Consider the following 15,737-nt stretch of genomic DNA (forward strand, 5'->3'; position numbering starts at 1 on the left):
CATCGCCACATCGATTTTTTCATCTGGAGCTTTTATGAAACTTCTTTCACCGCTCGCCTTGTTGACCCTGTGCAGCGTGATGGCCGCTCCATTGATGGCCGCCGAAGATGCCCCGGGCCTCACCGGCTGCGCCGCAAAAAAACAAGGCATCATCAACCAGATCGAACAAACCAAGTCCCGTGGCAACGCCGACCAACAGGCCAGCCTGGAAACCGCCCTGAGCGAAGTCACTGCCCATTGCACCGACGCCTCCTTGAAGAAAGAACGGGAAAACAAGGTGCTCGACGCCAAGCACGAAGTCAGCACGCGGCAGGCCGACCTCGACAAGGCAATGAAAAAAGGCGACGCCGAGAAGATCAACAAACGCAAAGAAAAACTGGCGCAATCGCGCAAGGAATTGCAGGAAGCACTGGATGAGCTGGACAAGTAGGAGCTGGCTTGCCAGCGAAGCTTCTGGCGGTCTCAAGAACCATTCGCTGGCAAGCCACGGTCAATGATCCCGAAACTCCTTATGGCACGCACTACAGGCATCTTCGACTTTCTGCACCGCCGGCCCCAGATTACTGGCCTTGTAGGGCTGAACCTTGCTGGCAATCACCAGTTCACCGGTGGCGCCTTCAAGGGTGCGGGCCATTTCCTGGAAGCGTGCCTGCTTCTGCCAGACATCATCCTTGGCGCTGGTGTGATCCTCTTCGCGCACCTGCGGGAAATGTTTCCAAGGCTCACGGGACAACGTATCGAGCTTCACCGCGCCATCGGCGAATTTCGGGCCATCGAACGGAATACGCCCACGCAACATGCCGCCCAGGTCTTCGCCAGTCTTGAGCATCTGCTTGAAGATCGCCTTGCGCAGACCCAGCGGCGAATTCGGGTCGACACCACCGCAGGCGGACAAGGTCAGGCAGGCCAGCAATACAACAGAAAGTCTTTTAAGAGTCATGGTGGCTTCAGGTCACTGGAAACGGCGGCCAGTATCCTCGCGTCACCGGCAAAGACCAATAGCCCTATTATCAATATGGGTTGTTTGAGCGCATGGAGCACTCAGGCAACCGGCAAAGGAATTACTCCATGAACAGCCGTTTCAAGGCATGGCGTCACAACCTGGCCTGGTCCCTTCCGATGGTGGCCGTGCTAGCGGGTTGCACCGGCGGCGACAGCAGCAAACCGAAAACCCACGCACTGGCGACCTACACCAGCGCTACTTGGGAAGCGCTTCCGGCGGTGTCGGACAACGACCTCGTCGCCGGCTTCGGCTCGTGGCGCAGCGCCTGCACCCGACTCAAGGCCGACCCGGTCTGGGGCGGCACCTGTGCGGCTTCCGCCAATGTGCAACCAACCGCCAATGACATTCGCGGTTTCCTCAAACAGAACCTGGACGTCTACGGTCTGCGTGCCGCTAATGACAATCCCAACGGCCTGATTACCGGTTACTACGAACCGGTATACCCCGGCAGCCTGACCCAGACCGAAGACGCCAACATCCCGGTGTACGGTGTACCCGAGGATATGATCATCGTCTCGCTGGACAGTATCTACCCGGAACTCAAAGGCAAACGCCTGCGCGGGCGACTCGAAGGTCGCGTGCTCAAGCCATACGACGATGCGGCAACCATTGAAACCCAAGGCATAAAGGCGCCGGTGATTGCCTGGCTGACCGACCCGATGAACCTGCAGTTTCTGCAAATCCAGGGCTCGGGTCGCATCCAGCTTGATGACGGTCGTCAGTTGCGCATCGGTTACGCCGACCAGAATGGCCACCCATATCGACCCATCGGCCGCTGGCTGGTGGACCAAGGTGAGTTGAAGAAAGAAAACGTGACCATGGGCGCTATCAGCACCTGGGCCAAAGCCAATCCGACGCGCATTCCCGAACTGCTCGGCAGCAACCCCAGCTATGTCTTCTTCAATCGCAACCCGGATAGCAACGAAGGGCCGCGCGGCTCGCTGAATGTGCCGCTGACCGCAGGTTATAGCGCGGCGGTGGACCGCAAGGTGATTCCGCTCGGCAGCCTGTTGTGGTTATCGACCACACGCCCGGATGGCAGCGCACTGGTACGTCCGGTGGCCGCGCAAGATACTGGCGGCGCGATTGTCGGCGAGGTCCGTGCGGACCTGTTCTGGGGCACAGGCGAGGCGGCCGGGCAATTGGCCGGCGACATGAAACAGCAAGGACAGATCTGGATGCTTTGGCCTAAAGGGGCGGCGTTACCGCAAGTACCTCAAGTTGCCGATGCGGCTAAAGCCAGCCCTTGAATTCTGCGGCGATTGTATAGATAGCAATCGCGGGCAAGTCGAATCGTCGCACCGCCGCTCCCACAGGGATTGTGCATAACCTGTAGGCTTGCCCGCGATGAGGTCGGTAAAAACACTGAAGCAGTGTCAGACCGACACCACAAAGAAACTGACAATCAGCCCCATGCCAATGGTCCATACCAGCGACCGCAGAATCGCCCAGTCCGCCAGATAGCAAATGATGTAGAGCAGTCGACTGGTAATAAACAACACCGAGAGCACATTGATCGTCACCAGCTCGGCATTGCCGGCCAGGTGAGCGACGATTACCGCCGCCGCGAACGCCGGGGTCACTTCGAAGCTGTTCAACTGCGCCGAATGTGCACGCCTGGCCACGCCTTCGAGCGAATCCAGAAACGCCCTCGGGTCGTGATTCTGTTTCAGCCCGAACTTGCCACCGCTGAACTTGGCGACACCTGTGCATAGATACGGCAAGCAGATCGCAATCAAAATGCACCACAGAGCAACCGTCATAACGCAGTCCCTTTTTTTAAGTTATAGAGAATCGAATTCCATCAGAGGCGACTAAAACTTCATCACCAACATGCCAATCAGCACCAGCCCACAAGCTAAGAGCCGAGACCTGCCGAAAGGTTCTTTCAGGTAGCGCATACCGAACAGCACCACCAGAATCACACTGATTTCGCGCAGCGCCGCCGCTTCGGCAATCGAACCGAGTTGCATGGCCCACAGCACCAGAGCGTAACTGAACAGCACGCAACACCCGACCGCCAACCCTAACCGCCACTGCTCTCGCCAGAACAGCATGAACGCCGGCCGCTTGCCTACCAGCGCCAGCACCGGGAACGGCCAGGCGCTGAGCAAGGTGACCCACACCAGGTAATCCAGCGGGTGCGACCAGTGCCGCAAGGCCTGGCCATCGATGAAGGTGTAGCAACCGATGCACAATCCGATCAGCGCCACCACCGGCAGCATTGACCACGGCAGACGCACCCCGCCACCGCCCTGCCAGAGCAGGCACAACATGCCGAACGGGATCAGCAAAATGCCGAAGATCTGCTGAGCCGTCAGCACTTCCCCGGCGAAAATCAGCGTCAGTGCCAGCACCACCAGCGGCGACAGGCCACGCATCAAGGGATAGACCAGACCGAGATCGCCAACCCGATAGGCCTGGATCAACAGGTAGCGATAGAGCAACTCAAATGCCGCTGAAGCCAGAATCCATGGCCACATCTCCAGTGGCGGCGACGCCACGAACGGCAGCATCAGCGCGACAAACAGCATCGCCACACTGTCCATGCAGGCCACCACCAACAGGCGCTCCGCGCTGAATTTGATCAGGGTATTCCACGCCGCGTGCAACAGCGCCGCCACCAACACCAGAACCGTCGCAAGCACGGCACACTCCTTTTGTTGCCCGCCTCTCCCCTGGCAGGAGCACGGCTTGCCGGCGATATCGCTCTTCAGATCGCCATCGCCAGCAAGCCATGCTCCTACATGATCATTTCTTGATTTTCTGCCATTCGGATTCCTGCCCCTGCTGCGCAGATGTCTTCGGCGGTCCGCTTTCGCTGCGAATCTGCGCATGACTGATCAGCGCGAAGATAAAACTGCCACCGATGATGTTCCCCACCAGCGTCGGCCCAGCGAATACCAGCCAAAAATCCTTCCAAGGCAACTCACCGGCAAACACCAGGTACGAGACCTCGACCGACCCAACCACAATGTGGGTGAAATCGCCCAGCGCCATGAAATAGGTGATGAGGATGATGATCCACATCTTGGCGCTTTCCATGGACGGAATCATCCAGACCATGGTGGCGATCATCCAGCCGGAGATGATGCCTTTGGCGAACATCTTGCTCGCATCGTTCTCCATGACCTTGCGCCCGATATCGAGGAAGGCCAGATCGGTCTTGGTGTCGAAAATCGGCAGGTGCAGCATCACGTACGCCACCAGCAAGGTGCCGCAGAGGTTGCCCACCAACACTACCGACCACAGCCGAAACAACCGACCGAAATTACCCAGCGTAGGCTTGCTCATGATCGGCAATACGGCAGTCAGGGTGTTCTCGGTGAAGAGTTGCTGACGGGCGAGGATCACCGCTAGAAAACCTGCGCAGTAACCAAAGCTGGCAATCACCTTGAAGCCTTCACCGTCCGGCAGACGCGAGCTGAGCAGCCCCATGCCCATCAGTGACAAGCCCATGGTCAGACCCGCAGCCAGGGCCGACCACCACAACGCCGCAACGCTACGCTCGAGTTCCTGATTACCTTGGGTGCGAATGATTTCGTGCAGCACCGCCGCGCGCGGTGGCTGGTTCTTGTCGACCTCGCGCTGCTCTTGCGCCGAGAGGTCCGGGGTCTTGCCGTCTTTGGGCGTGTCCATAAATCTCCTGAGCCGGTGGCGTGTCGTTTAATTACGACACGCGGGGTTCGGAGCTGTTCACTACCCGACAAAACGAAGCAAACCCTGTGGCGAGGGAACTTGCTCCCGCTCGGCTGCGAAGCAGTCGTAAGATGACGTGAAGTCTGCCTGAAAGAACCCGATGAGAGATTTCCGGGCCGCTTCGCGCTGGAGCGCCAGCCCGGCCCAACGGGAGCAAGCTCCCTCGCCACAGAAGCGGCCATTACCTGCCGATTTCATCATCCTTGAACTGGTCTTTGACATATCTGATCTCGGTCCGGCCGTGCGGCGCGGGCAGGCCGTCTTCGCCCAGGTTCACGAAAACCATCTTCTCCACCGTCAGGATGCTCTTGCGGGTGATCTTGTTGCGCACTTCGCAGGTCAGCGTGATCGAGGTGCGACCGAACTCGGTGGCGGTGATGCCCAGTTCGATGATGTCGCCCTGGCGCGAAGCGCTGACAAAGTTGATTTCGGAAATGTACTTGGTGACCACACGCTGATTGCCCAGCTGGACGATGGCGTAGATCGCCGCTTCTTCATCGATCCAGCGCAACAGGCTGCCGCCGAACAGCGTGCCATTGGGGTTGAGGTCTTCGGGTTTTACCCATTTGCGGGTGTGGAAATTCATGGGGGGCTCCGGGGTGTTTGAGCGATGGTGGTGGATGCCCCCCCAGCTTCAAGTTTCAAGCTACAAGCTGCAAGAAAAACCGACCTGCTCTCGCTTATCGCTTGCAGCTTGCAACTTGTCGCTCAAAGAAAGCTATAATCGCCACCGTTTCAAAACGGTCATCTTCGATTGATACCGTTTTCCCGCCACCTGTCCGAGGGGCGCTGCAGCAGGTTCGACCTGTCAGGCTCGGATGGGGCGTTGACTGGCCATGGCCAGACACTAAACGCACAACGGCGCCCATTCGCATACATTACGAATGGAGGCTCATCATGAGCGCTGTTATCACGCCTGTAGATTTTAACGATTACAAAGTCGCCGACATGTCCCTGGCGGCCTGGGGCCGTCGCGAAACCATCATCGCTGAATCCGAAATGCCAGCCCTGATGGGTCTGCGCCGCAAATATTCCGCCGAGCAACCGCTCAAAGGCGCGAAGATTCTCGGCTGCATCCACATGACCATTCAGACTGCCGTGCTGATCGAAACCCTGGTTGCCCTGGGTGCCGAAGTACGTTGGTCGTCCTGCAACATTTTCTCGACTCAAGACCAGGCCGCTGCCGCGATCGCTGCTGCCGGTATCCCGGTTTTTGCCTGGAAGGGCGAGACTGAAGAAGAGTACGAGTGGTGCCTGGAGCAAACCATCCTCAAAGATGGCGCGCCTTGGGATGCCAACATGATCCTCGACGACGGCGGCGACCTGACCGAGCTGCTGCACAAGAAATACCCGGCGATCCTGGACCGCGTCCACGGCGTCACCGAAGAAACCACCACCGGCGTTCACCGCCTGCTGGACATGCTGGCCAAGGGCGAGCTGAAAATCCCGGCCATCAACGTCAACGACTCGGTGACCAAGAGCAAGAACGACAACAAGTACGGCTGCCGTCACAGCCTGAACGACGCGATCAAGCGCGGCACCGACCACCTGCTGTCCGGCAAGCAAGCGCTGGTCATCGGTTACGGTGACGTGGGCAAGGGCTCGGCCCAGTCCCTGCGCCAGGAAGGCATGATCGTTAAAGTGTCCGAAGTCGACCCGATCTGCGCCATGCAAGCCTGCATGGACGGTTTCGAACTGGTTTCGCCGTTCATCGACGGTATCAACAACGGTACCGAAGCGAGCATCGACAAAGCGCTGCTGGGCAAGATCGACCTGATCGTGACCACCACCGGCAACGTCAATGTTTGCGACGCGAACATGCTCAAAGCCCTGAAGAAGCGCGCTGTTGTCTGCAACATCGGTCACTTCGACAACGAAATTGACACTGCTTTCATGCGCAAGAACTGGGCATGGGAAGAAGTGAAGCCACAGGTTCACAAGGTTCACCGTACCGGCCCGGGCGCTTTCGACGCTCAGAACGACGACTACCTGATCCTGCTGGCCGAAGGCCGTCTGGTTAACCTGGGCAACGCCACTGGCCACCCAAGCCGCATCATGGACGGCTCGTTCGCCAACCAGGTGCTGGCTCAGATCTTCCTGTTCGGCCAGAAGTACGCCGACCTGTCGCCAGCCCAGAAAGCCGAGCGCCTGACCGTTGAAGTACTGCCGAAGAAACTCGACGAAGAAGTGGCCCTGGAAATGGTCCGCGGTTTCGGTGGCGTGGTCACTCAACTGACCAAGCAACAGGCTGACTACATCGGCGTGACCGTCGAAGGCCCGTTCAAGCCGCACGCTTATCGGTACTGACAGCAGCTGCGAGCTACAAGCTCCAAGCGACAAGTAACGGCGATTCGTTTACTTGTGATTTGAGGCTTGAAGCTCGCTTCTTCATCGCTATTACGCAGCCCTGAGCTGTGAGCTTCAAGCGTAAGAGTCGGCGCACCGCCCTCTTGCAGCTTGCAGCTTGCAGCTTGCAGCTGGAGGCCCCCTCCATGTCCCAAGACTGTCGCTACAGCTTCGAGTTCTTCCCTACGAAGACCGATGCTGGACATGAAAAACTGATCGCCACTGCCCGTCAGCTGGCAACCTACAATCCCGACTTCTTCTCCTGCACCTACGGCGCTGGCGGCTCGACTCGTGATCGCACGCTCAACACCGTGTTGCAGCTTGAAAGCGAAGTCAAAGTCCCTGCCGCGCCGCATCTGTCTTGCGTGGGCGACAGCAAGGCCGACCTGCGCGGTCTGCTGAGCCAGTACAAGGCAGCCGGCATCAAACGTATCGTTGCGCTTCGCGGTGACCTGCCCTCGGGTATGGGCATAGCCAGCGGCGAGATGCGTCACGCTAATGACCTGGTTGAATTCATTCGTGAAGAAACCGGCGATCATTTCCACATCGAAGTCGCCGCTTACCCGGAAATGCATCCGCAAGCGCGCAATTTTGAAGACGATCTCAACAACTTCGTGCGCAAGGCCAACGCCGGCGCCAACAGTGCGATCACCCAGTACTTCTTCAACGCCGACAGCTACTTCTATTTTGTCGAGCGTGTACGAGCGAAGGGTGTGAACATCCCGATAGTGCCGGGGATCATGCCGATCACCAACTACAGCAAGTTGGCACGTTTTTCCGACGCTTGCGGTGCGGAAATTCCGCGCTGGATCCGCAAGCAACTGGAAGCTTACGGCGACGACACCCAAAGCATCCAAGGCTTCGGGGAGCAAGTCATCACCGAGATGTGCGAACGCTTGTTGCAAGGTGGTGCGCCAGGGCTGCATTTCTACACGCTGAACCAGGCTGAGCCGAGTCTGGCGGTGTGGAATAACCTGAAGTTGCCGCGTTAAGAAAAGCGCAAGCAAAAGTCAAAGGATCGTCCGAGCGCGGCCCGAGCCTTCGGCGTCTCCTACGTGCCTGTAGGAAATGCCGGAAGCTGCGACCTGTTGCTTTCCAGCGCCCCTTTATTGTGCAGCCATACGCTGAACCCGTGCTTCTGGATCCGCTTTCTGGCTCTTTATGATTTCTCGTCGTAATCTCAACCCATGCCCCTGATCGCTCAGTTACTGACCGTGCTTCTGTTCACTTGCCTGAGCCTCACCGCTCGGGGCGAGAAGCTGCGTATTGTCACCGAACCCTGGGCGCCTTACGTGTATGAGGAAAATGGCAAATCGCTGGGGCTGGACTACGAAACCACGGCCATTGTCTTCAAGCGCCTGGGGATCGACGTGGAATGGCAGTTCCTCCCATGGAAGCGTTGTCTGTCGATGCTCGAGCAAGGCCAAGCGGATGGCGTGCTGGATATTTTCTACAGCGATGAACGCAACGCGACCCTGCTTTATCCCAGCGAACCGCTCTCGCAAGTGGAATTCGTGATGTTCTACACCAACGAGCGACCGTATCCGTTTCACACGCTGGGCGATCTGAAAGGCCTGACCATCGGCACCTCGCCGGGCTACCTGTATAGCAAGGACTTCAGCGAATCGACACTATTCACCCGGGAGCCGGCACCCACCCATGAAGCCAACTTCGGCAAACTGGAGCGCGGTCGCATCGACCTGCTGATCACCGATCGCCGGGTCGGCCAGCATTTGCTCGATCATCTGAACATTCGCGACAAGATCACCGAGAACCCGACCGTCATCAGCCAGCAGAGCCAGTTTCTAGCGGTACGGCGCAATGCCGGGATGGATTTGTTGGTGCAGCGTTTCGGTGCCGAACTCAAACGTTTCAAGCGCGAGCCGGCCTATGCCGAACTGAGCGCCCGCTATGGCGCCAGCCCGGCCACCGACGCACGGACCACCAACGCCACCACAACCAGCAGAAAAACCGTTGAGCAGCAGGAAAGCGGCGCGCAGTGATTGCTCTGTTATACTCCGGCCTTCCCGCCAGGCTCACGCCCGGACGCTCGGACTCGTTCAAGGCATCTCGATCACGCTACAGCGCAGCTTTTCAGCCCGCGCGAGCGCTCCAGACGAGCCTTCGAGGCCCAGCAGGACCGGACGGGATTGCGTCCTCTTAAACGCGATTCGCGCCAGGCAAGACTCCCATTGGGCCAAGCCCTAACTAAAACAGGATTACTCATGTCCTTTGCTTCCCTCGGTCTCTCCGAGGCTTTAGTCCGCGCCATCGAGGCAGCGGGCTATACCGAGCCTACTCCGGTGCAACAGCGGGCCATTCCCGCCGTGTTGCAAGGTCGCGACCTGATGGTTGCAGCGCAGACAGGTACTGGTAAAACCGGCGGCTTCGCCCTTCCGATTCTGGAGCGGTTGTTTCCCAACGGTCACCCGGACAAATCCCAGCGTCACGGCCCGCGCCAACCACGCGTCCTGGTCCTGACTCCAACCCGCGAACTCGCGGCCCAGGTACACGAGAGCTTCAAGGTCTATGCTCGCGACTTGAAGTTCGTCAGCGCCTGCATCTTCGGTGGCGTCGGCATGAACCCCCAGGTTCAGGCGATGTCCCGTGGTGTCGACGTGCTGGTGGCTTGCCCCGGTCGCCTGCTCGACCTCGCCGGCCAAGGCAGCGTCGACCTGTCCCACGTGGAAATCCTCGTGCTGGATGAAGCCGATCGCATGCTCGACATGGGCTTTGTCCATGACGTGAAAAAGGTTCTGGCCCGTCTGCCAGCCAAACGCCAGAACCTGTTGTTCTCGGCGACTTTTTCCAAAGACATCACCGATCTTGCCGGCAAGCTCCTGCACAACCCGGAACGCATTGAAGTCACGCCGCCGAACACCACGGTCGAGCGGATCGAACAGCGCGTATTCCGCCTGGCTGCCAGCCATAAGCGCTCGTTGCTCGCGCACCTGATCACTGCCGGCGCCTGGGAACAGGTGTTGGTGTTCACCCGAACCAAGCATGGCGCCAACCGCCTGGCCGAGTACCTGGACAAACACGGCCTCACCGCCGTCGCCATCCACGGTAACAAGAGCCAGAACGCCCGCACCAAAGCCCTGGCCGACTTCAAGGCCGGTGAAGTGCGCATCCTGGTCGCCACCGACATCGCCGCTCGCGGCCTGGACATCGATCAGTTGCCTCACGTGGTCAACTTCGAGCTGCCGAACGTCGACGAAGATTACGTGCACCGTATCGGTCGTACCGGCCGTGCCGGTCGTTCGGGTGAGGCGATCTCGCTGGTGGCTCCGGACGAAGAAAAGCTGCTGAAAAGCATCGAACGCATGACCAAGCAGAAAATCGCCGACGGCGACCTGATGGGCTTCGATTCCAGCGCTGTGGAAGCCGAGAAACCGGAAGTTCGCGAGCGTCCGGATGTGCGTAACCCGCGCAACCCACGTGGCCCACGCGGCGACGGTCCGAACGGCAGCGGCGGTGGTGGCGGTCGTAAAGACAAAGGCAAGGACAAGGGCGGCAAGGAAAAACCTGCCACCACTGGCCGTGGCGATCGCCCGGCCCGCGAACACAAACCTCGCGAAGGCACCCCGGCCCGCGAGCAACAGCGTCCGGCACCTCGCGCCGCCGCTGACCGTGCTCCGGATGAGTTCCTGGACGACGATGTCGATAACTTCGGTAACCGCGTCGACTACGTGCCTCAAGCCAAACCTGCTCAGGGCCGTGGCCGCCGTCCGGGCGCTCCGGCACAAGGCGCAGGTGCAGGTGCTCCGCGCACCAGTCAGCCACAAGGTCGCCAGAACGGTCCGCGCAGCAGCAGCGGCGCAACCACCGGCACTCCGCCGGCCAAGCGCAGCGGCCCACGCAATGGTGCGCCACGTGACGGCCAGGCCCGTCGCGAAGAGTCCCGCAACCGCCGCCCGGCCCGTGACGAACAACCTCGTTCGGAACCAGCCGTGCAGAACCCGCGTGGTCCGGCACCGAAGATCATTCACAAGGAGTCGAAAAGCGATCGCTTCCCGACACCTGAGCAACTGGATCAACTCCCAGGCCGTCCGCGCGGCGAAAAACCAGCCTTGCTGACTCGCAATCGCTGATTTATCGCTGATATGAAAAATGCCCCGGATCGCAAGATCAGGGGCATTTTTTATGGTCGGCGCGAAAGTTATTTCGCTTTCACACCTTCAAACGTCACGTACAGCTCAACAGCATCAGACGCTGGGCCCAGGTCTTTCTGCTTGCCGAAATCTGAACGCTTGATGCTGGTGGTGCCTTCAAAGCCAGCACGGTAGCCGCCCCACGGATCCTTGCCCTCACCCAGGAAGGTGGCTTTGACCACGATTGGCTTGGTCACACCCAGCAAGGTCAAGTTACCGGCTACGTCGGCGGTGTCTTTGCCAGCGGCGTTTTTGCCGGTGGATTTGACGCTGGTGGAAACGAACTTGGCGTCGGCGAATTTGCCCACGTTCAGGAAGTCACCGCTGGCGATATGCTTATCACGTTCGGCGTGGTTGGTGAACACGCTGGCGGTGCGCACATTGAACTCGATCTTGCTGTCTTCAGGTTTGGCAGCGTCGAAGCTGAACTTGCCGTCGATATCCTTGAAGGTACCAGTAATGTAGCTGTAACCCAGATGGCTGATCTTGAAGTCAACGAAGGCGTGCTGGCCTTCTTTGTCGACCACATAATCGGCCGCCATCACGTTAGCGGACAGTACAGCAGAACCGATTGCCAGAGCGGCGAGCGTCTTTTTCAACATGCTTTCTATTCCTTGGGAGTCGAGTTTGAACATCAGGCTTTGCGTCCCAGCATTCGCGCCAGGGTCGCATCACGGTCAATAAAGTGGTGTTTCAATGCTGCCAACGCATGGAGGCCGGAAAAAATGACCAGCGCCCACGCCAGGTACAAATGGATCACACCCGCGGTATCTGCCTGGTCCGGTAGTCCGGAAACCAGCGCAGGAATTTCAAACAGGCCAAACACCGGGATCCCGACACCGTCTGCGGTGGAAATCAGGTAACCGGCAATCATCACGGCGAACAGACCGAGATACAGGAAGGCGTGGCCGAACACAGCGCCAAGACGCGTCATGCGGCTGTAACTCTGCAGGGGCGGCGGCGGTGGGCTGATGAAGCGCCACAACACCCGCAGCAACATGACGGCGAATAACACCAGGCCAATGCTCTTGTGCAGATCCGGCGCATCTTTGCGCCACGAACTGTAGTAATCGAGACCGACCATCCACAGCCCTAGTGCGAACAGGCCAAAGACCGCGAGCGCCACGCCCCAGTGCATGAAAATGCTGACCCCACCGTAGCGGGAAGAAGAGTTACGTAGCTGCATTGCCCAAATCCTGTAAGAACTGCGCCCAAGACTATCGAGTTATCTATCGATTTAAAGCGGAAAATTTTGCTCTGAAATATCGAAAAATACGATACAGACCTTGGAGTCGAGACGTTAAGAGAGTGTTAACCCGATGAAAAATTTTCAGACGCCTCCCCTTTCTACCTGTCCAGCGGAGCTTACCGCTCGTCTGAACTGTCATATCTGACAGTAGCTATAATTGATGGTGGTTGATGGACTTTAGCTCGGGCGTTTGTCCGAGCGTCTGAACAGGAGTTCTATAATGCGTCACGATTCAAGTTCATCACTGGTGGGAATGGACAATCAATCCATTTCGATACCTGTAGGAGAAGGACCCCGTGGGATAGCCATCAGCGAGGATGGATCACGGGTTTTCGTTTGCAATTACATTTCGGGCAATGTGTCAGTGATCAACACCCGGAACAGAAAAGTCATCCGCACCATCGCTGTCGAGCGTTATCCCCAAAGCATTGTTCTTGCCCATAGAGGGAAGAGAGCTTACGTGACCAACTACGGTTCAGGTTCGGTTTCCGTTATTGACACTAAAACTTACGACGTGGGCCACGTTACAGTGGGAAGGCATCCTTGGGGGATTGTAGTCAGCCGGGACGGAAAGTATGTTTACGTCACCGTTCGACAAGGTAAAGAGTGGTTGGCAATTATTGATACCCGCACTTATGCGGTGAGCAGAGTTCTAGGATTACCCTCACCGTCCATCAGCGTGGATATCAGCCAGGACAATTCGCGTCTTTATATTTCCAGCACCAACTCTCCTGCCGGCCCGTATCAAGACGCACTCACGGTTATCAGCAGCAAGACTTTCGAAGTTCTCAATATCTTCCAGACCGAAAAATATCCCTCAGCGGTTACCGTCAGTCCCGACGGCAGAAAAGTGTATATCGTGTGTCTGGACGCTCGAAAACTGACCGTGCTGGACACGGGATCATCGAGCATCCGGCATTTCGACTTTGTGACTTGCGAAGGAAAAATAGTGTTCGGCGAGAAAAACGCTTATGCCGTTGATCAAGCCAAAAAAGAGGTCGTGGAAATTAATACCACCACGTATGGAATTATTCGCCGGGTTCCCATTCCCGGTGCTTTCGAACCATATGACATGGTGCTTGATCAACATAACCGTGCCTATATCAGCGACTATCAAAGCGACGAAGTACACAGTGTCGATCTAGCTTAGCGTCATGCCCACAGCAACCCGCGTCGGGGCGATATACCCGTGGCATAAAAAAAGCGCGGCATCACTGCCGCGCTTTTTTGATTCCAGGACTTACTGCGTCTTGGTTTCAGTCGTCGCAGGGGTTTTCGCAGCCGTACTGACCGCTGGTTTCTTCGCTGGCTCAGTCTTTTTCCCCGCCGCCTTGACTGGCGCTTTTTTGGCGTCGGTTTTAGCAGCAGGCTTTTTCACAGGTGCTTTCTTCACCGGCTCGGCCTTCACCGGCACCGCTGGCTTCGGTGCCTCAACCGGCGCAGACACTGGGGCTGGCGCAGGTACCGGGACGGGTGCAGGAGCTACCGGGACCACGGGTTCCACCGCCTTGGCCGGGGTCTTGTCCGCGCCGCCGCCAAACATCCGCGAGAAGAAGCCAGGTTTCGATTCTTGCGCTATCGCTTCAACCTTGGCCGGCTCTGGCTTGTTGGCCGCTTTATCGGAAGAACCACCGAACAGATTGCTGAAGAAGTTGCCTTTCTTCGCCACTGCTGCGCCTGCCGCCGCTGCGGTCGCCGCCGGCACAACCTTCGCCGGTTCAAACGATTTGCCTGCCGCCAGGTCTTCTACCTGACTGGCTGCGCGCTGACCGGTGCGCAATGCGCCTTCCAGAGTGCCAGGGTACAAGGTGTCGGTGTGTTCGCCGGCAAAGGCTACACGTTGCAGCGGACGTTCCCACAAACGCCAGTACTTGCTCATCTGGCCCGGGCCGAAGGCCAGGTAAGCGCCGCCCATCGACGGGTCGGTGCTGTAGCGGCGGATTTCATAACCGGTGAACGAGCCACGCGCCTGCGGATAAAACGCGTGCAGACGAATCAGTACCTGATCGACCATCTGCTTGTCGCCAAAGGCCTGCATCAACCGTGCGTTGTCGCCGGAAATGTTGAGCACCACATTGGCGCCGCCCTTCAAGGCCGGCTCGATCCACAACATGCCCAGACCAGTGTTGCTGTAGATCTCCCCGGACATGCGCGCCTTGCTTTCCCACACAGGCGTCTTGAACTTCAGCATGATCTGGTCACGCCAGCCGTAGTTGGTGCCTTTGATGGCGCCCAGATGCTGGGCATCCAGCGCCGGGGTCATCTGGATCTTGTTCAGTGCGCGCAATGGCACGGCCAGCACTACGTAGTCCGCCTGATAGCCAACGCTGCCGACCTTGACGGTCACGCCATCCTTGTCCTGAGTAATGGCCGAAACCGGGGAGCTGGTCTTGATGGTTTTCAGTTGTTTGACGAACGCCTGGGCCAGCACCTGGCTGCCGCCAGGCAGACGCGAGGCGCGAAGGTCACGGTCGGCAATGCCACGGTAGACGCGGCTCTGTTGTGCGAAGTACAGCAGCGACAGGCGCGAAGGTTCGTCATAGCGGGTACGAATCTGCTGATTCACCAACTGACGCGCAGTGGTCGGCAGATTCAGACGATCGAGCCAGTTGGACACGTTGATCTGGTCCAGGGCAAACAGCGTGCTGTTGGCGGCCGGGTTTTGCGGGTCTTCGATCGAACGCGCCAGATCATCCAAAGTCTTTTCGTAGCGTTTCAGCGCTTCGGCAGTGGCTGGCTGTTTAGTCGCCAGATCGGCGGCGGTGAAGTATTCACCATCGATCAGATAGCCTGGGGTGCGTACGAATTCAGGGGCTGGCGTGGTGGTCAGCTTGAACGTCGAGATGTACTTGTTCAGCACCGGCTGGGTCTTGTCGTTGCCGATCCACTCACTGGTGGCCATGCCGGAGCGACCGCCCAAAGTCGGTTTGGCTTCCAGCAGGGTGACCTGCCAGCCTTTGTTCTGCAGTTCGTACGCCGCGGTGAGGCCCGAAAGCCCGCCGCCGACCACGATCACCGTTTTATCCTTGGCCAGCGCCGAAACGCTGAACAGCCCCAACATCACCAGCGCACAGGCGCGCAGCCAACCAGCAGACATTCAGCGAACTCCGGAAATACACGAGGAAATAGCGGTTTTACGAGTCAGACGACTCAAAGAACCGCGAAGAATACGTCAGCCATCAAAAGGCCGCCAGCGACGTCTATCCACCTATACAAAGTAGCTCAATCGACACAATGGGTTGTCCCGATGACGCGCATTGCATAGGCTTGCGCGATTGTTTGCCCGCGC

The 15,737-nt window shown here is 58.3% G+C and carries 15 protein-coding genes and 1 riboswitch; of the genes, 7 read left to right on the plus strand and 8 right to left on the minus strand.

Annotation, left to right across the window (positions count from 1 at the left end; translation table 11 throughout):
- The first annotated feature begins 34 nt into the window (after positions 1–34).
- Positions 35–430: a DUF1090 domain-containing protein gene (locus tag LOY56_RS24675; RefSeq protein ID WP_258617808.1), complete on the plus strand. Its 396-nt coding sequence runs from the start codon at positions 35–37 to the stop codon at positions 428–430.
- Positions 431–490: 60 nt separating this feature from the next.
- Here LOY56_RS24675 and LOY56_RS24680 read toward each other — a convergent pair whose 3' ends face one another.
- A complete protein-coding gene (locus LOY56_RS24680; protein ID WP_258617809.1) occupies positions 491–940 on the minus strand; it encodes a cytochrome c in 450 nt (149 codons plus the stop codon).
- A gap of 128 nt (positions 941–1,068) precedes the next feature.
- On the opposite strand from LOY56_RS24680, the gene LOY56_RS24685 reads away from it, so the two are divergent.
- The gene (locus tag LOY56_RS24685) at positions 1,069–2,253 is read left to right on the plus strand and encodes a murein transglycosylase A (protein ID WP_258617810.1); all 1,185 of its coding nucleotides are present in this window, start codon (positions 1,069–1,071) and stop codon (positions 2,251–2,253) included.
- A 126-nt stretch (positions 2,254–2,379) separates the two neighbouring features.
- On the opposite strand, the gene LOY56_RS24690 is transcribed toward LOY56_RS24685, so the two are convergent.
- From LOY56_RS24690 to LOY56_RS24705, 4 genes are all read right to left on the minus strand, one after another.
- Positions 2,380–2,766 (minus strand): MAPEG family protein, encoded by a 387-nt coding sequence (locus tag LOY56_RS24690; protein ID WP_258617813.1) that lies wholly within the window; start codon positions 2,764–2,766, stop codon positions 2,380–2,382.
- 51 nt (positions 2,767–2,817) lie between these two features.
- On the minus strand, positions 2,818–3,651 hold the full coding sequence (locus LOY56_RS24695; protein WP_258617815.1) for an EamA family transporter: 834 nt from the start codon (positions 3,649–3,651) through the stop codon (positions 2,818–2,820).
- 103 nt (positions 3,652–3,754) lie between these two features.
- On the minus strand, positions 3,755–4,642 hold the full coding sequence (locus tag LOY56_RS24700) for a formate/nitrite transporter family protein (protein ID WP_258617816.1): 888 nt from the start codon (positions 4,640–4,642) through the stop codon (positions 3,755–3,757).
- 241 nt (positions 4,643–4,883) lie between these two features.
- Entirely contained in the window at positions 4,884–5,288 is a 405-nt protein-coding gene (locus LOY56_RS24705) for a hotdog domain-containing protein (protein WP_309474867.1), read from the minus strand.
- A gap of 189 nt (positions 5,289–5,477) precedes the next feature.
- Positions 5,478–5,576: riboswitch (S-adenosyl-L-homocysteine riboswitch) on the plus strand.
- 23 nt (positions 5,577–5,599) lie between these two features.
- Between LOY56_RS24705 and ahcY the strand changes: the two genes are divergently transcribed.
- From ahcY to LOY56_RS24725, 4 genes are all read left to right on the plus strand, one after another.
- On the plus strand, positions 5,600–7,009 hold the full coding sequence (gene ahcY, locus LOY56_RS24710) for an adenosylhomocysteinase (RefSeq protein ID WP_007898042.1): 1,410 nt from the start codon (positions 5,600–5,602) through the stop codon (positions 7,007–7,009).
- A gap of 185 nt (positions 7,010–7,194) precedes the next feature.
- Positions 7,195–8,040: a methylenetetrahydrofolate reductase [NAD(P)H] gene (metF, locus tag LOY56_RS24715; RefSeq protein WP_258617820.1), complete on the plus strand. Its 846-nt coding sequence runs from the start codon at positions 7,195–7,197 to the stop codon at positions 8,038–8,040.
- Between the two features lie 195 nt (positions 8,041–8,235).
- Entirely contained in the window at positions 8,236–9,051 is an 816-nt protein-coding gene (locus LOY56_RS24720; RefSeq protein WP_258617821.1) for an ABC transporter substrate-binding protein, read from the plus strand.
- 222 nt (positions 9,052–9,273) lie between these two features.
- The gene (locus LOY56_RS24725) at positions 9,274–11,139 is read left to right on the plus strand and encodes a DEAD/DEAH box helicase (RefSeq protein WP_258617825.1); all 1,866 of its coding nucleotides are present in this window, start codon (positions 9,274–9,276) and stop codon (positions 11,137–11,139) included.
- Between the two features lie 68 nt (positions 11,140–11,207).
- Here the strand turns inward: LOY56_RS24725 and LOY56_RS24730 are convergent, their stop codons facing one another.
- Together LOY56_RS24730 and LOY56_RS24735 are read right to left on the minus strand one after the other, a co-directional pair.
- Complete coding sequence (locus LOY56_RS24730) at positions 11,208–11,801, minus strand: YceI family protein (RefSeq protein WP_258617826.1); 594 nt, start codon at positions 11,799–11,801, stop codon at positions 11,208–11,210.
- Between the two features lie 32 nt (positions 11,802–11,833).
- Positions 11,834–12,385: a cytochrome b gene (locus LOY56_RS24735; RefSeq protein WP_258617827.1), complete on the minus strand. Its 552-nt coding sequence runs from the start codon at positions 12,383–12,385 to the stop codon at positions 11,834–11,836.
- Positions 12,386–12,668: 283 nt separating this feature from the next.
- On the opposite strand from LOY56_RS24735, the gene LOY56_RS24740 reads away from it, so the two are divergent.
- A complete protein-coding gene (locus LOY56_RS24740; protein ID WP_258617828.1) occupies positions 12,669–13,598 on the plus strand; it encodes a YncE family protein in 930 nt (309 codons plus the stop codon).
- A gap of 90 nt (positions 13,599–13,688) precedes the next feature.
- Here LOY56_RS24740 and LOY56_RS24745 read toward each other — a convergent pair whose 3' ends face one another.
- Positions 13,689–15,545, minus strand: a complete 1,857-nt coding sequence (locus LOY56_RS24745) for an FAD-dependent oxidoreductase (protein WP_258617831.1) — start codon at positions 15,543–15,545, stop codon at positions 13,689–13,691.
- Positions 15,546–15,737 lie beyond the last annotated feature (192 nt).

This window comes from Pseudomonas sp. B21-048, from assembly GCF_024748615.1.
GTDB lineage: Bacteria > Pseudomonadota > Gammaproteobacteria > Pseudomonadales > Pseudomonadaceae > Aquipseudomonas.